20 protein-coding genes and 1 tRNA gene are annotated in these 19,935 nt (G+C 46.5%); 9 read left to right on the top strand and 12 right to left on the bottom strand.

Annotated elements, in window-relative coordinates; all coding sequences use genetic code 11:
• Positions 1-58 precede the first annotated feature (58 nt).
• The gene (locus EYM_RS04720; RefSeq protein WP_075049908.1) at positions 59-772 is read left to right on the top strand and encodes an isopentenyl phosphate kinase; all 714 of its coding nucleotides are present in this window, start codon (positions 59-61) and stop codon (positions 770-772) included.
• Positions 773-963: 191 nt separating this feature from the next.
• Complete coding sequence (locus EYM_RS04715; protein WP_075049907.1) at positions 964-2,550, top strand: CTP synthase; 1,587 nt, start codon at positions 964-966, stop codon at positions 2,548-2,550.
• Here EYM_RS04715 and EYM_RS04710 read toward each other — a convergent pair.
• Both EYM_RS04710 and EYM_RS04705 read right to left on the bottom strand, forming a co-directional pair.
• A complete protein-coding gene (locus tag EYM_RS04710) occupies positions 2,539-3,489 on the bottom strand; it encodes a DsbA family protein (protein ID WP_075049906.1) in 951 nt (316 codons plus the stop codon). The genes EYM_RS04715 and EYM_RS04710 overlap by 12 nt on opposite strands.
• Before the next feature lie 25 nt (positions 3,490-3,514).
• Positions 3,515-3,862 carry a thioredoxin domain-containing protein gene (locus EYM_RS04705; RefSeq protein ID WP_075049905.1) on the bottom strand — a complete coding sequence of 116 codons (348 nt, stop codon included), beginning with the start codon at positions 3,860-3,862 and terminating at the stop codon, positions 3,515-3,517.
• Positions 3,863-3,965: 103 nt separating this feature from the next.
• Between EYM_RS04705 and EYM_RS04700 the strand changes: the two genes are divergently transcribed.
• From EYM_RS04700 to EYM_RS04685, 4 genes are read left to right on the top strand one after another with little or no spacing between them, the layout of a single operon-like run.
• Entirely contained in the window at positions 3,966-4,403 is a 438-nt protein-coding gene (locus EYM_RS04700) for a hypothetical protein (protein WP_075049904.1), read from the top strand.
• A complete protein-coding gene (locus EYM_RS04695; protein WP_075049903.1) occupies positions 4,366-5,718 on the top strand; it encodes a TldD/PmbA family protein in 1,353 nt (450 codons plus the stop codon). Before EYM_RS04700 ends, EYM_RS04695 begins: the two co-directional genes overlap by 38 nt.
• A gap of 38 nt (positions 5,719-5,756) precedes the next feature.
• Entirely contained in the window at positions 5,757-6,800 is a 1,044-nt protein-coding gene (locus EYM_RS04690) for a pelota family protein (protein ID WP_075049902.1), read from the top strand.
• A 46-nt stretch (positions 6,801-6,846) separates the two neighbouring features.
• Positions 6,847-7,578, top strand: coding sequence for a TatD family hydrolase (locus tag EYM_RS04685; protein ID WP_075049901.1), 732 nt, complete (start codon positions 6,847-6,849; stop codon positions 7,576-7,578).
• Positions 7,579-7,612: 34 nt separating this feature from the next.
• Here EYM_RS04685 and EYM_RS04680 read toward each other — a convergent pair whose 3' ends face one another.
• From EYM_RS04680 to EYM_RS04670, 3 genes are read right to left on the bottom strand one after another with little or no spacing between them, the layout of a single operon-like run.
• A complete protein-coding gene (locus EYM_RS04680) occupies positions 7,613-8,554 on the bottom strand; it encodes an ABC transporter ATP-binding protein (protein WP_075049900.1) in 942 nt (313 codons plus the stop codon).
• 16 nt (positions 8,555-8,570) lie between these two features.
• Complete coding sequence (locus tag EYM_RS04675) at positions 8,571-9,914, bottom strand: ABC transporter permease (protein ID WP_075049899.1); 1,344 nt, start codon at positions 9,912-9,914, stop codon at positions 8,571-8,573.
• Positions 9,911-11,083, bottom strand: a complete 1,173-nt coding sequence (locus EYM_RS04670) for an ABC transporter permease (RefSeq protein ID WP_083495054.1) — start codon at positions 11,081-11,083, stop codon at positions 9,911-9,913. The genes EYM_RS04675 and EYM_RS04670 overlap by 4 nt, the downstream gene beginning before the upstream one ends.
• Positions 11,084-11,229: 146 nt before the next feature.
• Here EYM_RS04670 and EYM_RS04665 point away from each other — a divergent pair, with 146 nt between their 5' ends.
• On the top strand, positions 11,230-11,814 hold the full coding sequence (locus EYM_RS04665) for a restriction endonuclease (RefSeq protein WP_075049898.1): 585 nt from the start codon (positions 11,230-11,232) through the stop codon (positions 11,812-11,814).
• Here the strand turns inward: EYM_RS04665 and EYM_RS04660 are convergent.
• The 7 genes from EYM_RS04660 to EYM_RS04630 form a co-directional block, all read right to left on the bottom strand.
• Positions 11,799-12,359 (bottom strand): hypothetical protein, encoded by a 561-nt coding sequence (locus EYM_RS04660; protein WP_075049897.1) that lies wholly within the window; start codon positions 12,357-12,359, stop codon positions 11,799-11,801. The genes EYM_RS04665 and EYM_RS04660 overlap by 16 nt on opposite strands.
• Before the next feature lie 43 nt (positions 12,360-12,402).
• Positions 12,403-12,651, bottom strand: coding sequence for a 4Fe-4S binding protein (locus EYM_RS04655; protein WP_075049896.1), 249 nt, complete (start codon positions 12,649-12,651; stop codon positions 12,403-12,405).
• Positions 12,652-13,182: a 2-oxoacid:acceptor oxidoreductase family protein gene (locus EYM_RS04650; RefSeq protein WP_075049895.1), complete on the bottom strand. Its 531-nt coding sequence runs from the start codon at positions 13,180-13,182 to the stop codon at positions 12,652-12,654.
• A complete protein-coding gene (locus EYM_RS04645; protein ID WP_075049894.1) occupies positions 13,179-14,039 on the bottom strand; it encodes a thiamine pyrophosphate-dependent enzyme in 861 nt (286 codons plus the stop codon). Before EYM_RS04645 ends, EYM_RS04650 begins: the two co-directional genes overlap by 4 nt.
• The gene (locus tag EYM_RS04640; protein WP_236943404.1) at positions 14,036-15,169 is read right to left on the bottom strand and encodes a 2-oxoacid:acceptor oxidoreductase subunit alpha; all 1,134 of its coding nucleotides are present in this window, start codon (positions 15,167-15,169) and stop codon (positions 14,036-14,038) included. The genes EYM_RS04645 and EYM_RS04640 overlap by 4 nt, the downstream gene beginning before the upstream one ends.
• 89 nt (positions 15,170-15,258) lie before the next feature.
• On the bottom strand, positions 15,259-17,226 hold the full coding sequence (locus EYM_RS04635) for a V-type ATPase 116kDa subunit family protein (protein WP_075049893.1): 1,968 nt from the start codon (positions 17,224-17,226) through the stop codon (positions 15,259-15,261).
• Positions 17,227-17,243: 17 nt separating this feature from the next.
• The gene (locus EYM_RS04630) at positions 17,244-18,353 is read right to left on the bottom strand and encodes an MFS transporter (RefSeq protein ID WP_075049892.1); all 1,110 of its coding nucleotides are present in this window, start codon (positions 18,351-18,353) and stop codon (positions 17,244-17,246) included.
• Between the two features lie 158 nt (positions 18,354-18,511).
• Between EYM_RS04630 and EYM_RS04625 the strand changes: the two genes are divergently transcribed.
• Together EYM_RS04625 and EYM_RS04620 are read left to right on the top strand one after the other, a co-directional pair.
• A tRNA-Thr gene (locus EYM_RS04625) sits at positions 18,512-18,588 on the top strand.
• A gap of 543 nt (positions 18,589-19,131) precedes the next feature.
• A complete protein-coding gene (locus tag EYM_RS04620; RefSeq protein WP_157058767.1) occupies positions 19,132-19,368 on the top strand; it encodes a hypothetical protein in 237 nt (78 codons plus the stop codon).
• Positions 19,369-19,935 lie beyond the last annotated feature (567 nt).

The following is a 19,935-nucleotide window of genomic DNA, read 5'->3' as shown; positions in this document are numbered from 1 at the left end:
GAGTAATCGTTGCAATTTATAGTCGAGAATCGCTCGTAACTCTAGGTAAGGAATTCCCTTGCTAGTTGTACTTAAAATAGGAGGAAGCGTTATCTCGAATAAAAACGAACCTTACTCCCTCAGGGCGGACTACTTAAGGAAGCTAGGACCGATTTTGAGAGAATTCGTTCGCAAGGGCAATTCCTTGGTAGTAATTCACGGAGGAGGTAGCTTCGGGCACCCTAAAGTCAAGGAAATACTTGAGAAAGGGAGCGACTTAAGGAGGGAAGGTTGGGACGTGGTTAACTTAATGTTGGAGATGAGCTTAAGGGTAGCAAGAGAGCTCGGTGAAAACTTCGTCGTTCACTCCTCGAGTTCCATATGGTGTTCTTCGGGGCCCTTCGTGAGACCCATATTAGACTCCCTCCGCCTCGGATGGATACCGATACTCCAAGGAAACGTAGTGTATCCCGGAAGGGTCCTCTCGGGAGACGAAATAGCTGTAGCTCTAGCGCGGGAACTCAGGGCTGACTACCTACTCTTCGCCACTGACGTAGACGGGGTATACGACGAGTGGCCCCAAGGCAAGCCTCTGAAGTACGTTAAGGCTTGCGAAGTTTCGGCGAAGGAGAGCGATTCCATTGACGTAACTGGAGGTATGAAGAAGAAATTAGAGGAAATAAACAAATTACCGCCAACGATCTGTGCGAGGATATTTAATGGATTAGTTCCCGAGAACGTTGAAAAAGCTCTGTACGGCGAAGACGTCGGAACGTTGGTATGTCCTTGCTAAATGACTTGTGTGGCCCAAACGTAGACCCTATAGATTAAGTAAATGACTATTATCCACATAGAGAGATAGTATATCCACATGAGTAAACTCGCTAACCACTTACCGTCTTCCATAACCCCTCTCCATTGCAATCAGCGAAGAGCCTTCTTTAAATCACATATAAGTAAGCTATCGTAGGAAGGTGAGTAACGTTGACGAACTATGTGTTCGTAACCGGAGGGGTTCTCTCTAGCCTAGGCAAAGGAATCGTTACGGCCTCTACGGCGCTCCTATTTAAGAGTATGGGCTACAGCGTTACTGCAATTAAGATAGATCCTTACGTTAATGTAGACGCAAGCACGATGAATCCGTTCGCCCACGGAGAGGTGTTCGTTACAGAGGATGGGGGCGAAACGGACTTAGACCTCGGTCACTACGAGCGCTTCTTAAATCAAAACCTAAGCAAGAACAACAACGTAACTACGGGTAAGATATACCTATCAGTTATTGAGAAGGAAAGGAGAGGGGAGTACTTAGGCCAAACCGTTCAAATTATTCCCCACGTAACTAACGAGATAAAGAACAGAATAAGGGAGGTCAGTAGAGACTACGATATTGCAGTAATAGAGATAGGAGGTACCGTTGGAGACATCGAGAGCTTGCCTTTCCTAGAAGCAGCGAGGGAGATGTGGATAGAGAATTACGGCAAGGTAGCGTTCGTCCACGTTGCGCTAGTTCCGGTCCTAAAGACTACGGGAGAGCAGAAAACCAAACCGTTACAGCACTCGGTTCAAGAACTCAGGAGGATAGGTATACAGCCTCACGTAATAATAGCCAGATCAGAGAAGCCCCTTGAGCCTGAAGCGGCGAACAAGATAGCGCTCTACTCCAACGTTCCGCGCGAAGCCGTGTTCTCCGACCACGACGTGGGCTTGATTTACGAAGTGCCCTTAATACTTAAGGAGCAAGGATACGACAAGTACTTAACCAAAATATTAGAGTTACCCTACAAGAACCCCGATCTAAGCAAATGGGAAGAGTTCGTCTCAAAACTTAGGAACGCCGAGGAAGGACCTCCCATTGCTATGATAGGCAAGTACGTTAAGCTTAAGGATAGTTACATCAGTATAATAGAGGCCTTGAATCACGCTTCAGCCTACATAGGCATTAGACCGAAGTTAGTATGGGTCGATTCGGAAAAAGTAGAGAAAGGCAAGTTGAACGCCAGCGAAATAGCTGAAGAGGTCGTCGGGGGCATTGTGTTACCAGGCTTCGGGGCAAGGGGAGCTGAAGGGAAAATAGCAATGATAAAGGAATTGAGGGAACGAGGTAAGGGAGTTCTGGGAATATGTTTCGGAATGCAAATGATGGCCGTGGAAGTGGCTCGAAACTTAGCTGGCTTGGAAGGGGCTCATAGCGAAGAAATAGATCCCGATGCGCCTCACTTAGTAGTTAAGCTCCTTGAGGATCAAAGGTATCTAAAGTACCTCGGAGGAACGCTTAGGCTAGGAGCGAGGAAGGTCAAGCTAGTAAAGGGTACTAAGTTATGGGAAGCATATGGAAGGGATGAGGTTTACGAAAGACATAGGCATAGGTACGACTTGAACCCCGAGTACATAGACAAGCTTGAGGCAGTTGGCTTGAAGGTCTCCGCTTGGGACGAAAACATGGTTATACCTGAGGGAATAGAGCTAGAGAACCAGCTCTTCATAGGAGTTCAGTACCATCCCGAATACAAGAGTAGACCCTTAGAACCTTCACCCATATACTATTACTATCTGGAAAAATTACTGAGGTAAGGGCAATCCCAAGGCCTTCAGCACGTTGATTATTCCCTCCTTGCTCTGGGCTCCCATTATAGCTACTGCCTTGCCCGTGTCCTTGTCAAGGAATATCGTCGCCGGAGTAGCTATTGCTGGAAATATTTGGCTCGCTTTGGTGAGTTGCTCTCTATTCCATCTCTCCAGTTCTTGAAGTACTTCGTTGAGTTTCCTTTGAGACTCCTTAGTTAAACTCATAGGGCCCTTCATTACGTCTAAAACGTTTACTAACTCGAGTTTTCCTTCAACTAGGTCCCTTAAGTTGGACACGATCTCCTTTTCCAACTCGAAGAACCTATCAGTTTGGTTTGAGTTAGCGTAACCTTGTTGCACGTAAGCGAGCTCCAAGCTCTGTACGTAGCCCTTGGCGTTATTATGGAAGGCAACCATTACTACAACGAAATATACCTTATTGGACTTAACTAGTTCCTCTAGGTACTTACCTCCTCCTTGAGTATAGAACAGAGCGCAGTAAGGACAGAAGGGATCGAGGAGCTCTATTACCCATAACCTGGAGTTAGGGTTACCCATACCTCTTATTTCTCCGGAGAATACCTCGTTCAACTTCTCAGTAAAGTTACCGTGGTAAACGAATATCGGCACTTGGTTTATTGGAACTAAGCAGTAAGGCACACCAGTGCAATTTCGGTACACCTTAAAGTTGTTCATCTTACACAAGGGGATCTTATCTTCACTTACTTTAACGAGCGCCGAGGGTAGCCAGCCTTCGTATCCCGGTAGGTATTTTTCAACTCTTTCAACCAAGACGTCGTTCTTCAGAACTTGACCAGCTTGCAACTTAGGGTAGATCTTGAGAACGTTATCGTCAACGAGTATGACGGCATTATGGGTAACGTTTAAGCAAGCAGCATAACTTAAAAAGAACAAAGAGATGGAAACCAGTAACGCCTTCTTCAAGGCTTTTTCGCACCCCGCTATTCCGTCACGTCTCCCTTAAAGGTATGCCTCTCTTCTTCATTGACTCTTTGAGGGCCCTCCTCAAGTGATCCATGTCAACGAAGGCGTTGCCCGTGCTGCCTTCTTGGCGTATTACTTCCTTTCCATCAATGTATACTATAACCGTTGGAATATGGACAACGTTTTCCTTCTCCATTATCGATGGAGTTAAACTCACGTCTACTTCTACGACCTTACAATTTATGTGGGTTAAGCCTTGAACGAGCTTCTCGTACAACCTCTTGCTTTCTTCTATCCAGTCCACCGTGAAAACGAAAGCAGTAACTCCTTTCGATTTGAGCTCTTCGTACTCCTTCTCGCTCTTTACTATCAATTTCCAGCTCCGGAGGAGGGTTTCGCAAAGGGATCTGAAGAGCTTTCGCATAGGTGATAGGTTTAAATGAAGAACTTTCCATTGGGCTTCGAGGAAGATAGAGTTGACCTCGTGGACGTCGAAGAAGGTACTGGGGTACTTCGATGGCAGTGAGTATTACATAATAATAACTAACCCCAATGAGACCCCAGCGAAGATAAGGGTAAGATTGGAGGATCAAGACGTTTCGAAGGAATACTCACTGAAGCCCAGAGGTTTTCTCATAATTGAATTACATAAGGAGAAGGAGTTCGAAGGTAAGAGCGGGAACGTCGTTGTGGATTCGGACGTGGGTTTGGTCATTGAATGGGGGAGCAGGCTGTGTAAGAGGTGTAAGAAAGCTCCCCTTGAGTTGAGATTGATCACGGAAGGCATGAGGGAAGGGTTCCGCGTGACGTACGAATGGTATTGCAGGAAATGTAACTACAAGGAAGTAGAGGGGACAGTGGTAGTGGTGAAGAAAGATGGTGAGTTGGAACTTACCTACAACCCTGCCCAGTGAAGGGGAAACGTTAGAAGTAGCGAGAAAGGTCATAGAAGAGGGGTGGAAGAGAGGGGTAAAGACGGAAGTTTTCGTAACCTCTCTGGTTTCCCTCACTATAAGCTCTTCTAGAGAAGAATTAACCCTAAATAAGAACTCTAAATGGACCCTAGGAATTAGGGTTAACGGAAGCGGTCTAGCTTACACTAACGATCCAAGGAAGGCGTTGGATTCCTTAGAGGTAGCCATTAAGTCTTACAAAGTTCTAGGTGAAAGACCGCTTGCAGAAACTAAGCCGATCGTGGATAGAGTATCGCAAAAACTCAAGGTTCCTCCTTGGGACGTGGAGCTTGAAAGGAAAGTAAGGGACGTCAAGGAGATGGTTAAACTGGCCAAGGGCTCCGTTATTGCTGCATACCGAGAAGTATACGGTTACAAACTCTATTCCTCTAGCGAAGGGAGCGAAATAATTCAGAGATTAAGTTACTCAATTCACTCTTCAATGGTAACTTTGGAAGAAGGGGGGCAGAGGGGAAGCGGTTACTGGAGCGAAGGTTCGAGAGAGGGATACGTGACGGACCCCGTCTCCGTAGTCAAGAAGGCCGTCCGAAAAGCGGAGAATCAACTTCGGGGCAAGGGAATAGAGCCGGGAAGATGGGAGGTGCTCCTCCTACCTCCGGCAATAGGAGTTATGGTTCACGAGGCGCTGGGCCACATGTCAGAGGCCGATCACGTCAAAGCCGGTTCGCCGCTCAAGAAAGGTGAGAAAATAGCGCCGGAGTACGTTACTGTAATTGATTCGCCCGGAAGCGGTATCGAATGGGGATCGATATTCTACGACGACGAAGGCGTGAAACCCGTGGACGTGGAAATAGTTAAGAACGGGGTAGTGAACGGTTTCTTAACCGATAGAGCGTATGCAGCCGAACTGAACTTACCGCTCACCGGCAACGGCAGGCACGAGAGTCCACTTCATAGAGTAATTCCTAGGATGAGAGTAACCTACGTAAAGCCGGGAGATTGGAGTAAGGACGAGCTGATGAGAGAGCTGAGAAGGGGAGTCGTAATATACGATACCTCGGGAGGTAACGCCGAGAACGACGGTACGTTCTTCTTCATGAGCCAAGAGGCGTGGTACGTAGAGAACGGTGAAGAGAAGTATCCCCTGAAGCCGATGGGCATAGCCGGGAACGTTCTAGTGATGCTAAAAGAGGTTAAGGCCGTTGGGAAGGAAATGGATCTGAGGCCAGGCACTTGCGGTAAATGGGGTCAAGGGGTCCCAGTGAGCGTGGGAGGTGGGCCGACCCTAACTACGCTAAACTTATCTCCTATTTGATTTAAACCTTGTTGAACGTTAACTCGGTTGGGTGGAAATTGAAACTACTGGAGGTCAATCCGAGTAAAGGAGAAGTGAAACTGAGGGTGGAGGACGAGGAGGACCTCTGGACGTTATACACCATCTTAAGGAAAGGCGACCTCGTCAGAGCGAAGACTGTTAGAAGCATAGCTAAAGGTGGTTCTAAAGAGAAAATTCCGATGACCCTCACCATTAAGGTAAGCGATATAGAATTCCAACCGTTCGCCCAAGTATTGAGAATTAGGGGGACTGTAGTAGAGGGACCAGATAGGTTCGGATTGAAGGGTTCTTCACACGCAATAAGGGCTTATCCTGGAAAGGAACTTACAATAATAAGGGAAAACGGGTCCGAAGACATCGTAAGGAAAGTGAAAGCAGCGTCAATGAAGAAACCGAAGGTAGCTGTCTTAAGCGTTGATACGGACGACTACGCGCTAGCAATAGTGAGGGGGCAAGGCATCGAATGGGTCCTAGAGGGTTCTATGCAGATACCCGGTAAGCTAGACGAGAACAGAGAAGCTATAGTAAAGGCAAACGTAAAGGAACTAGCCAAGAAGGTACTGGAAGAGCTAAACAAGAGAGGTATTCAGAACGTAGTCGTTGTTGGTCCAGGCTTCTTTAAGGAAAGGGTTGCAGACGAGTTAAGGGCAATGGGTCTAAACGTAAAGGTAGATACCGTTTCGAGCGGCGATAGGGTAGGAGTTCTAGAGGCTATTAAGAAGGGGTCGTTAGGCGATGTAATAAAGGACTTGGAAAGCGTTAAGGCGCTCGAAGTAATTGAAGAAGCGATCAAAAGAATAGCGAAGGATAGGAGGGACGTATGCTACGGCCTAGAGGATTGCCTCAACGCCTCCGTAATGGGTGCTATCGAGAAGCTAGTCATATCCGATCGATTACTTCATCATGAGAACGACGAGATAAGAGAGAAAGCGATCCAAACCATAGAAAACGCGGAGAAGACGAGAGCTGAAGTGATAATAGTTCCCAGAGATACTGAGGCTGGCGAGAGGTTGAGGGCGTTCGGAGACGTGGTTGGTTTGCTGAGGTTCGAAGCCTTCTAATCGAGTGAAAATACCTCCCTTCCGAGTTAATCGGGGCTTGAGCTAAATGTTGAACTGGAAGGGAGCTGGGGCGCCGCTGGTAGACGCTCACGTCCACTTACACGAGGACCCATCTATGTCTAATGAAGTAGACGTCATAGTGGCTGTATCCGATGATCTGGAATCTTCGAAGAAGACCTTGGAAATGAATGCTATTAAGTGCATAGGGGTCCATCCGTGGAGCGTAGAAGAGGCTTCGGAGAAGGACCTAATTGAAATAGAGTCCCTAATCGAAAATGCTGATTGCTTAGGGGAAGTGGGGTTAGATAACAGGTACGTGCGAAACAAGGAAAAAGCGAGGAGGTTCTTCGAAGCGTTCTTGAGAATGTCGAGGGAATACGACGTACCGCTCAATTTGCACGCCCTAGACGCATGGAGGGAAGTATTCGATCTCTTAATTAAGTACGATATTAAGAGGGCTTACTTTCATTGGTACAACGGCCCCTTAGACTTGCTAGAGGAAATAGTTGGTCAAGGATACTTCATAGGAATAAACGCCGCTATTGATATTCAGAGAAAGCACTTGAAGGTCCTTCAAGCTACGCCTTTGAAAGCAATCTTGACTGAGAGCGACGGACCCTACAATTACAGGGGAGTGGTTTTGAGACCGAGTCGGGTGAGGAAACTAATCGGAATAATATCTTCCGATAAGGGCGTAAGTGAGGAGGACGTGAAGAACGCGGTATTCCTTAATCTAGTTAGATGGTTGGGGAAATACCCTCGGATAGGGGGGCCATAGACTTTCCTCACGAATCGGGACCCGGACCAGAACCTCATCGGTAAAGGTGGCACGCCACCCAGTGGTTGTGTTCGACTTCTATCAGCTCGGGCTCTGTATCGCACTTATCGAAGCGGTACGGACACCTCGGTCCGAACCTACATCCTCGAGGGGGATCGATCAAGTTTGGAGGACTTCCCGGTATCCATTTCAGTTCCCCTCCGCGGAGCTTGGGAGTTGCGTCTAATAGAAGTTTAGTATAGGGGTGTAACGGGTTACCTAGGACCTTTTCTATGGGACCGTACTCAACTACTTTACCAGCGTACATCACCATTACGTCGTCACTGAGTTCGCTTAGGACTCCGAGGTCGTGCGTGATCAGTATGACGCTTATACCGCTCTCTTGAAGCTTCTTCAGTTCGTTTAGTATTTGGGCTTGAACCACTACGTCCAATGCAGTAGTAGGTTCGTCTGCAATCAAGTACTTAGGGTTCAGAAGTAACGCTAATGCAATTACTACCCTTTGCTTCTGTCCTCCCGAAAGTTCGTGAGGATACCTATATAGAACGTCCTCTTTTAGACCGACCTTCTTGAGAAGTTCTATTGCTTTTTCGCGTAACTCCTCCTTTCCGGCTTGATAGCCGTGTGCTTTGGCAGTTTCGACGAAGTGTTGGAAGACAGTATATACTGGCGTTAAGGAGTTCATGGCTCCCTGGAATACCATACTTATTTTCTTCCACCTGATTTCCTTCCTAAGAGTCTTCTCGTCTAATTGCAGTATGTCCGCGTCGTCTATCTTAATGCTACCGTTAACTATCTTGCCAGGGGGCTCTATTAGCCTCATTAATGCCATGGCAGTGGTGGATTTCCCACAGCCGCTTTCTCCCGCAATGCCTAAGCTCCTTCCTTCTCTTAATTGGAAGGACACCCCGTCTACTGCCTTAACGACCCCTCTATAGCTATAATAGTATACTTTGAGATCGTTTACCTCTATCACGCTCTCTCACCTCCAATCACTCCCTTAACCTGGGATTGAGTACCACGTCCATGGCATATCCTATGAGGGCGAAAGTTAGGCCGAGTATGGCCGCCATTAGACCTGGGGGCGCGATCCACCACCAGTATCCATTAACGGCCGCTCCGTAAACGTTCGCATCATGGAGAATCCAACCCCAAGTAGGTACGTTAGGGTCACCTAAGCCTAGGAAGTCTAGAGAGAGCTCAGTTATTATAGCTCCCGGAACTCCTAGCGCGACTTGAGCCATGGTGTAGGGGAGTAGTTGGGGTAGTATGTGCTTGAACATTATCCATTTATTAGTAGCACCAGATGCTCTGGCAGCAATTACGAAGGTGCTGTTCTTCACTTGGAGAGTCATTGATCTAATTACCTTAGCTACTCCCATCCACGCGAATATCGAAATGAATACTATGATTAACCATATCGAAGGTTTGAACACTATTGCAGCCATTATAAGTAGCGGTAACGCGGGTATGGAGTACCAAGTTTCCAGTACTCTTTGCATAACCTTGTCAGTAATTCCACCGAAGTATCCGCTTACGAGTCCGTAAATTGTTCCTATTAGAGACGCTATTAAGCTGGAAAGGATGCCTACTAGCATTCCATATGGCAGTCCCAGCGCTAAGTAAATGAAAAGGTCCCTGCCGAACACATCGGTTCCAAGTAGACCGTAAACCTTGCCTTCAAGTATCATTTCGCAATCTAAAGTAAAGTTCCCGATTCCAATTGCTTCAATGACGAATTCATACTTACCTTTCAGGACCCTATTTCCATCCAGTTCCTTGAATATGACCTCAGAAGGAATTATTGCGCTAGGAGACGTAACGTTAGCGCCTTTCTCGAGGAGCCACGAGTACAAGCTGTTCTTGACGAGATCGAGTGTATTTATAGAGATTATCTCTTGGAGCTGGGACGCGGAAGTTTGAAGTAATTTAATAGCAGTGCCATCGGGCCTTTTAACGATCAAGACTACAGCGGGAGGTGATTGGTAGCTCGAATTGAGCTTTAGGAGGAGGTCTTGCGGGGGAACGTCGTAATGATAGTCAATTGAGAATACTAAAGTTACCTTCTTCGCTACCCCGTATACCTTACTCGAAGTTACGTTACTAGGTCCTATTACCTCCGTTTCGGGTAATTTCTGTGAAGAGAAGTAGTTGATCCACGATGGGGGGACTGCCTTGGGATATATCGCCCAATAGTCCGTGTCCTTCCATAAAGAGTAGTACTCTCCGTAAATAGTGGGTGTAATTACTGACGCGGTAACCAAGATCAAGAGGAGCACTACTCCAAGCAGACCAGCTCGTTGGGACAGAACTTCTCGAATCAAAGTACCACTCACCTCCTTACCCTAGGATCGAGTATAGCGTAAACGATGTCCAAGATCAACATCGTTACGACGAAAAGCAATGTAGAAACGTAGGTTAACCCGAGTATTACGGGAACGTCAAGGGTTTCTATTGCCTCCCAGAATAGCATTCCCATTCCGGGCCAATTGAAGACTATTTCAGTGATTATCGCGCCAGTAAGGGAGGCTAGTAAGCTGAGGGCCATTATAGTTACAATCGGTGGTAGGGAGGGTCTCAAAACGTGCCTAATCAGTACCGTTCTTTCTAACAATCCACGTGCCTTAGCTGCTAGCACGAAGTCCTCTTTTAAGGTTCCCAAGAGTATGTTCCTAGTAACGTATGCCCAACCGCCGAACGAGACGAGCACTATAGTCATGAGGGGAAGGGCCATGTGCCATAGGAGGTCTAAGTAGTAATCTATTCCGCTAGGCGGCGGTATGGTGTGCATTCCTCCCGAAGGAAAGACGTTTAAGGCGTAAGCGAACACTTGGATCATTATCATACCAACCCACCACATCGGGAAGCTCGCGGTAATCATGGCAAACACCGTTACGAGCTTATCTAGCAAGCTTCCCCTCTTCTTGGCTGCAATCATGCCAACCACTATGCCTATTACGATCGTTACTATTGTTGAAGTTGTGAAGAGTAAGACTGTTTTCGGCAACCTCTCCATAATTATGTCCCTAACTACCCTGGAACCGCTATTGGAGGTGAGTATCTGACTCTTCAAATCGAGGGTCACTACGCCGGAAAGGTAGGCCGGGAGGTTCTCGTACCACGGCCTATCCAGTCCTTGAGCCTTTATTATCTTCTCAGCAGTCTCTTGGATGTATTCCTTTACGTGCTCCCCTAATTTCTGGACGAGTTGCGGGTTCGACATTACACTTCTCTTTATGTTATCAATTATCATTTCCTTCTTTATTTCGGCGATTGTTCCACTGAACATTGCTACTGTAATCACGAGGACCGCTAGAAGGACTATTAGGGCATCTATTACTCTAGTTAGAAGAAAGGTAGTCAAGCTCCTATTAGTTTTGAAACCGTAAATTACTAATAGAACCCATAGAGGTAATGAATAGTATAAATTGTATGTTGAAAGGATCAGAGTTGCCCCGAAGAGCGCGTAACTAATAATGTTCCTTACTCGATCCTCAATCGTCATTACTCTTGCCCACGCCCGCAGTACTGTGCTTGACTTTGGTTAATACTGATTCGGTAAGATTAAGATCTCTTACGAAGATTGCTGTCTCTAGGCGAGTCTAGTAAAGATCTTGAAGGAACTGGGGAAGGGAACTTCGGTGGAGCGCAGTGGATGTAAGGGACCTTATAGTAAATCTACTGAAGAACGGTTGCGTGAAAGCGAAACGCCCGGAACTCCTTCTCTCCGAATTCATTTACACTAAAGGAAACGAGGTCTGTGTAGATTCGAAGGAGGACCTAGCTCTATGGGCGGTTATATGGGGTTACTTGAGCGAAGGCGAGGTAGCTAGGTACTTAAGTTGGCGCTCCTTCGAGAGGTACGTTATGAAGATATTTAGTGAGGCCGGTTTCCAAACTCGACACTCTGTTCGATTTAGAACCTTAGAGAGATTAATGGAATTTGACGTAATAGCGTACGATGGGAGGAAGGTATTCGTTATTGAATGTAAGGCATGGAACAAGGGCTCTATTCAAGCGATAAAGAAAGTTGCCAGGGAGCACAGGCTGAAGGTAATTGAGGCTTCGGATTACTTGAGGAAGTACGGGAAGATAGGGATACCGATAGTGGTTACATTGAAGGGGCGACCATTGATTTCCGATTCCATTATAGTTCCTATAAGATACATAAGGGATTTCGTTCAAAAGATGGACGAAGTAATTTACGATTACGATTACGTTCAGCTTGGACATTGAATTCCTAACATCTTCAACTGAGTTAGTACGTGCGGCACTCTCCTCTTAATTGCCTTACTTATCGGTCTCAAGGCGTAGTTAATGTAATAGTCCTTCTCTAGTAGGTATTCGTAATTAGTATAGTTGCCTTCGATAGTCAACTTATCTTTCCTAATCGAGAAGCTACCGTCGCTGAAAACTGCGCTCGCGCCCTTCTCGTCTTTGCTTTTGAGAGAAATCCTAACGTTCTCGTCGCCTATCACTACGGTTATTGAGGGGTCGTGTCTAGTTACAATCAATTTATCGCCATCAGTATAGAACTTCCAGTAAGTGTTGTTTACTAGTTTAACTTTATTGCCCTTAACAACGGAAGTGTCCTTCAAGTTCTGGAAACACGCGATCAACTTGTTAACTTCTTCGAGAATTGAAATCATATTAGTTAAGATGTTGGCAACAGCTATACCTCTGGCGCCTTCGAGCGGAACGTTGTCCCTCGCTCTCTCTAACCTATTTATTTTCCTTTGAACGGATGCGTTGGCATTTTCTAATGCCTTCCAAACATCCATCTCCAAACTCCCTGGTGAGGGGAAAGTGAAAACAAATAAGGTTTTACTCTTCTTTTATTACGTGAATAGCTAGGTCTGGACACGAGTAATCGCAAAGGTGGCATCCAGTGCACTTCGTAGGGTCCACGACTTCTACTACTGGGTATCCTTGATATCCGAACCTATCGCTCATTCGCAGTACTGGTTTGTCCACTTTGCCGCTCTTGTATAGGTTGGTCACGGGACATATGTTGACGCATATTTCGCAACCTTTGCAGAAATCCTCTATGATTTCAATCCTCCACTTCACCATTTATATCATCCTCCCTATTTTCATTCCTTCTTCAAAGGCCTTTAAATTAAGCTCAGCTTTCTGACCGAACTTCTCTTTAATTAATTCTTTTACTATTTCGGGATTAACGAGAGATAGCTTCGAGACCAATGCCCCCAACATAACCATGTTTGAGGCCCTGACGTTTCCGAGACGCCTAGCAATGCTAGACGCTGGGACTTTTACTACTTGGAAGTTCCCTATGGGTTCCTCGTCGATAACGTCTGAGTTCAATACTACTATTCCACCGTCCTTGACCTTCCTAATGTATCTGGGGTAGGTCTTCTTGGCCATGAATACAGTTATGTCGGCCTTCTCGAAGACTGGATATTCTATGGGATAGTCGCTGATTCTCATGTCGGCCGTGCTTTCGCCGCCGGAAATGAAAGTGTCGAAGTTCTGTATTAAGGTAGCGTACTTTCCTTCTCTAACTAGGGCAGATCCTAGTATTTTCGCCATTGTTAATATACCTTGACCGCCTATTCCAGTAATTCTAACATCAACTACCGTCATTTCCTTACCACCCCCTCACCCGCATATAGTAACTCAGTGTACTCGGGAGCCTCCCTCTCCAAGAACTCACCTACTAAAATCGGCTTACCTAGCTCTATCGATGCTTCCTCTAGGAACTCTTCGCCTTTAACTATCTTGCTATTCTTCATGAAGTACTCTAACATAGTCCAAGGATCTCTGAACTCATTATATCTTCCGAACAATACAGGGCACTGTGAGACCACTTCTAGGAAGCTAAAGCCCTTCCTAAGAGCCATTTTCTTGAAGGCGTTCTTGAGCTGAAAGACGTGGGCAGTAGTCCATCTAGCAATGTAAGTCGCTCCCGCTGCCGCCATTAACTTTGGTACGTTGAAGGATCTCTCGAACCATCCCCTGGGACTGTACTTCGTTCTAGCCTTGGGGGGAGTAGTTACTGTAGGCACGCCTCCAGTCATAGCTATGTTGAAGTTGTTAACCATTACTACCTTCAAGTCAATGTTCCTCCTAGCAGCTTGTAAGGTATGATTGAGTCCTATTTGGAATAGATCAGCGTCGCCTCCGAATACCCATACGTTGAGTTCGGGGTTCTGTAGCTTGATACCGGTTGCGAAAGCAATTGGCCTTCCATGGGTGGTGTGCATTGAATCCGCCTTAATGAAGCCACTTATTCTGCCAGAGCACCCTATTCCGGATACTACGACTAGCTTGTTTGGATCTAGTTTACCCTCTTTCGCTAGTTCGTCCATGGCTCTAATGAACGTGTTCAATATAGTCCCTATTCCACACCCGGGACAGAGGGTGTGAGGTAAGGCCTCTGCCCTGGCGAGCTCCATTTGGGGCATTTGAGTTAACTTCCTCCTAGCTTCTTCAAGGCTCATATGTAAACACCTCCTTCGCGAAGGATATCTTGAGGAGGTATGGGTATTTCACCAATCCTATAAACGAAACTTACCTTCTCTTCAGGTACAACCTTCAAAACTTCGTTTAACATTTGCCCGTAGTTCCATTCTACAACTATTACCTTCCTCGCCTTGCTGGCTACCGACTTTAACTCCTTGTCTGGGAACGGCCATAGCGTCTTAGGTCTGAATAGGGCAGCAGGTATTCCTCTATCTAGGAGGATGTTCACCGCTTCCTTAGCGGCCCTAGCGGGGAATCCATAGGCTACTATGAGTACTTCGGGTACGTTCGAACCTACTAGTTCGTATTCAACTATCTGATCCCTGTTCTTCCTTATCTTATCGCAGAGCCTCTTAACTAGTTCGTGGTGAACCCAAGGATCGTCGCTTACTGGAAGGCCCTTTTCGTTATGGGTGACGCCAGTTACGTGAACTCTATAGCCTTCGCCAAAGACGGGCATTGGCGGGACGAGGTCCTCTTCCGGTCTAAAGGGTTCGAACTGTTCCGGAGGGACCTTAGGCCTCTTTCTATTAACTATTTCGACCTCCCTCGGTATGGTAATTTCTTCCATAAGGAGAACTGTCATCTTGTCCGCCATTACCATTGCAGGTACTCTCCACCTTTCCGCTTGGTTGAAGGCCTTTATCGTGAAATCGAACATCTCTTGGACGTTGTAAGGAGCGTAAACGATTACCTCGTAGTCTCCGTGTCCTCCCCACTTAGCCTGCATGACGTCTTGCTGTGCAGCTTTAGTCGCTTGACCAGTGCTAGGGCCCTCTCTCATTCCATTAATTAGAACAACTGGAGTCTCGGTCATTGCAGCATAGGAAATGTGCTCTTGCATCAAACTGAAACCGGGTCCGCTGGTTGAGGTGAAAGCCTTCGCTCCAGCCCAAGAAGCGCCTATCGCAGCACCTAAGGCCGAAATTTCGTCCTCCGCTTCAAAGATAACCATACCGTTCCTTGGTCCGAGCTTGACCATTTCCTCCGCAATGTCAGTCGCCGGTTCTATTGGATAGTAAGCAAAGAAGTTGGCGCCCGCTACTAAGGCGCCCATTGCGGCCGCCCAAGCACCGCTTTCGAAGTATTTCCCAGGCTTGATTACCAACCTACTAAACCCAGCGAAATGAGGGAGAATATCGAGTATATATTTGTATTTGTTACATAAAGCAGTATAGTTAAATGTGTGGAAAAAAATTACTCTATTCTTACTCTAGCTACTTGTTTAACTGGTTCGAACATCCTCCCTCTGTCATTATAGAACTTAGTGAACCATTCGTAGAAGTGAAGCCTTATGTCGTGGATGAAGCTTATCAGGCCTTCTAACATTATTACTAGTATGTTAGCGAGCACGTATAGTATTGCTAGGAGCACTGGACCTCCTATCTCACCGATTACTTGGAAGGCGAAGACTAGACCCCAGTGCGCCAGTGCGAGCGCCATAATCCTGAGGTAAGACACTGTGTTACTGATTACTAGCAGGAAGTTATCGAACAGCTCCATACCGAGTATCGACGCTTCGCTCTTTCCGTGCTCGTGAACGAGCTCTAAGTGAATACCGTATCCTCTCCATAGTAGAGCAAGGATGAAGACTACTAGCAGAGGCCCTATGGTCCCTGCCTTCATGTCAAACATCCATTCGCTGAAGAACTTACCGCTTAAGTACATCATTTGCTCGATGTCGCTACCGAGTCCGCTGGCGAAGAAGCCAGCAACGAAGGGGGCTCCAGCTGCCAAGTACATTATCATGAACGGTAGTACGTAATGGTACGCCTTCCACTTTCTACCGAACCTAAGTTCGTTGATTATTCCTATTAGGTGACCTATTAGTAGATGGAAGTAACCAATAGTTATGCTCAGCAGTACGTACTTGAGTACGGTGTCGCCCAAGTAGTGTATCTCGAAAGTGAGCGGTGGGGAGTGTAGACCTAATCCCTTCCAGAGCCATATAGCTGGATCTATGGGGCTCTCTCCTATTAGAGGCCCGAAGAACTCGCCGGCAAGCCAACCAGTAATTATAGACGCGCTTCCGAGTATGATCATTAGTTTACCTAGGAAATCAGTGCCTTCGGTAAATCTCCTCAAGCCGAAGGGCTTAAAGACCGCTAGAGCCCATTCTCTCCTATTAATCAGGCCCCAGCCGAAGAGGTACAAAACTAACGCGTGACCCCAGTCCGGGAACATGAACATGTAAATGAACGGCAAAGTAAAGGCCATTATTACAGCTGGTACGAACTCATTGGGATGGGGGGCACCGTATATGTTACCTACCTTTAGTGCAGTTTCAACTTTATCGTTCTCGATGTTGACGTAAGTCGGAGGGGTTTCTTCGTCTAGGTCGACTTGGTGTACTAATGCGAAGCCTCCCTCGCCTATTAGCTCCTCGATTCTCCTCAAGGTCCTAGCTACTTTACTTTCGGGAACGTATCCCTCTATATAGATAACGTACTCCGTTTCTCTAGCTTTAGATAGCACCTTTAATGAGGATTCAACGGTTTTCAACAGAGCGTAGGTATCGGCGATCTTGCCTTCGTTGTCCAAAGCCCAAAGCCTGGCTTCTTCGAAAATCCCTCTCTTCTCCTCTTCGAGCACCTTCATTAGCTTGAGAGCGAGCTTCCTCACGAATTCCTCTGTTAATTTCAAGAGTTCCTTGGCAGTAGCGTCTAGGACCACTAAGTCCGTCTGTAATTCCGCGGGGAGTCTCTCAACTACCATATCGCCTACTATTTCCTTTAACTTCTTCACGGCCTCGCCCGGTACCAACTGGGGCTTGCTTAGGAGCGCGCTGAGTTCGAAGATCTTGCCTTCTATTTCTTTAATCTTACTTAATCTCTCTTCGAACTCCTTTTCCACTTCCTTAGCCTTTCTAATAGCTTCCTCGGAAGCCTCCTTCCAGCTCTTGAACTTGTATACTTGCTCGGGTTCGGGGAAGATGCTGAGTTCGAAGTACTCTAGGTATTGCTCGAACTTGTTCAAATGGTCCAAGATTACGAGCAAATCGTGGCGCGCCCATTCAATGGGTCTGCCGAAAGGTACCTTGGGTTCGGCGGGTTCGAAGCTTTGGAGTTCGCCTAGCAGTTCAACTAGCTTGTCAGCTTTCTCTTTAATGACCATTGCTCGCACTTTATACATTCTGTCTGGAAAAAGCGCTGCCTTTAGTCCCATGGTACACTCTCCAGATCTCATGCATCTTGCAGATTTATATAACTTGATCGAGAATTGTTGGACCGTTTTAAGGAAAGTAGGGGAACCATTGAAAGGGTCGTAACTACGTAGCTAACGCCTAGAGCGAACGCGAAGCCTGGCTGACCGATCGCGCTTACTATTAAGCCAGCAATTACGTTGCCCAAGTCCCTTCCCATGTTAACTAGGCCTATCCTAGCGCCGACGTCACCGCTCCTCGCGGCTGCCACGAGTAAGCCCCTCCACCAAGTTATCGTTCCTTGAGTAAGGGCTATCGACGCAACTTTCGCGTATGGGTCATGGACTATTAATAGAGGTTGGGAAGAAGCTATTGATGCAGTGGCCGGTACTACAATTGAAGCTGGGGATTGCTTGAGATCCAACATCTTACGTCCTAGGAAGTAACTTACAACGCTACCTATGGCGGAAGCCAACGACAAGAAGATTCCAGCCATGATCTTGCCGAACATTAAGTAAAGTAGGGAGATGGTTACTTCGCTATTGACCAACAAGTTGAGCATACCCGTTGCCATTGCCATAAGGAAAAGCGTCGAAGAAGGTGGGTTGAATAGGCCTTTTTCCGATTTGATCTTAGATAATTCTATTTTTATAGATTCCCTAAATAGATATATTGATAGACCTATAAGTATTAACGGAAAGACTAGGAGCGATTCCCTACTAAGGACACCTCCTATTAGATAGGCGAAGCTCATACCTATAGTACCAATGAAGAAGTACAGCGAGGAAACCTTGGCGCGCTCCTCTTTACTAGCTGTACCCATAACTACGGATTGCATAGACGGCCAAGTTATGCCCGAGGAGAATCCGTGAAGTACCCTAAGTAATGGATAGAGTTCGACCGGACCTAAGGCATAGGCTAGGCCAATGAAAGCTAGGGCGAGGAATCCCAACGCGGTTACTTTACTTCCATACTTATTAGCGGCCTTACTAGATACGAAAGAAACTAATGCTCTACCTACGGAAAATCCTATCGCTAAGCTCGCCATGAAGGTCCAACCGCTTTGAACCTCTTTGAAGGCACTGGCAGTTCTGAGGGTCATGCCGGCTACTACGCCTAAGAAGGTTACTACCAACAAACCTTTCCTCATGGTCTTTACGTCCCGTCACACAACCTGGAGAGGTTATTTTGAAAGCTCGGTGCACGACCGACTTCTTCACCGTTCGGCTGAAACACGGTTCCTCATCACCTACTTCACACGCAATCAAAACGTTTTTAAATGGACGTGGGGTCGAATTCCTTGAGCGCGCCGCCGTAGCTCAGCCTGGTGGAGCGCCGCCCTGGTAAGGCGGAGGTCCCGGGTTCGAATCCCGGCGGCGGCTCCACCTAAACAAGCTCCCCCACCTCCGGCTTTATCTATCCGAAAATAAGCTCGGCAAGGGTAGCGAATTACTTCGCTAGAAGTTCAAATTTCGAGGTCAAGGGAAGCCGAAAACTCAAAGATACACGTAAGACCTCAAAGCTACTCACGAAGGCAGCGGGAGATAATGGGACCCCAACGTGTTAATTAATGAAATATGCTCTCTCTTCTGATTCTCCTGCCACCCTACCTCTTTAGTAATGACCTCGGTTACCATTCACCCTCGAGTCGTTCCGTTAACGGTTCTTAACATCCAAGACGGTCTAATTAAGCCCTCCATCATCACGTCCTAATAAAAAGGTTTCCTGACCGACGGTATTCGCGAGGCTCAAAGACCCTTTAAGCTAGATTCGAGTGTTTCTTCCGAGGACGCCTTCGAACTTTCAGTGTTTTGAAAGCAAAGCGGTTTGGGAACCTTTGAGTCCTTGGAATCGAGTGGGGTAAGGTAATGGGGAGCTGAGCTACGTGAAAATATATATCGCATATGTCTCAGAATGCTCGAAGAGCCATGGAATACAAGGACCCCGGATTACCTGTTCATAAATTAATAGAAAAAGCTGCCAACGCCCAACCAGAAAAAGTAGCGCTGGTGTACGAAGACGGTACTCAGATGACGTATAAGGAGCTAATTGAGAAGAGTAAGGCAGCGGTCTTGTTACTTAGAGAGAAATGGGTAAATAAAGGGGACACCACGTTTCTAATAATTGTTCAGCAGACCCGAGTTCGTAACCGCCTTACTCGGTAGCCTCTACGCTGGCGCTAGGCTCCGATATGAAAGGGGGTAATGACATAAATTATCTTGATCGTGTCTGACACCGGAAGTCCTATTAGTGGATCGTAGTAGAAATAAGACCATCAAACCTCTCGGCATCATTGCTACAACTAAATGATTTTTGCGATAAAGTTCTATGAGGTACATTGAAAGATATATGCCTATTTTTATTGTAATCTCAAAATCGAAAGCAAAGAAGTGTAAGAGGAAAAGAGGAATAAAAACATAGAAAACTCAAAGGTGATCCTTGGTGTCAGCTTGTTAACGACTTAGGCAAGATGAAGGTTGAAGTAAAATGCATGGTTCCAAACTTGTATATCTATTTCCTAGATGAGACCAATTTATTCATCTACTCGACAAAGAAGTGCTCTGTAGTAGCTCTTATCAGAGTACGAGTATTCTTTAAAGCTTTCATTACATAAGGCCACAATATGTCCTCAACCATCGAGTTAAATGCATCCTCCAATGTATTATCACCCTTTAAAGGTTTCAATATAACACTATTTCCCATAATTATCTCCGCAACTTCTTTTATCCCTT

It is taken from the genome of Ignicoccus islandicus DSM 13165 (assembly GCF_001481685.1).
Classification (GTDB): Archaea; Thermoproteota; Thermoprotei_A; order Sulfolobales; family Ignicoccaceae; genus Ignicoccus; species Ignicoccus islandicus.
This window is presented reverse-complemented; position numbering and strand designations above follow the sequence as displayed.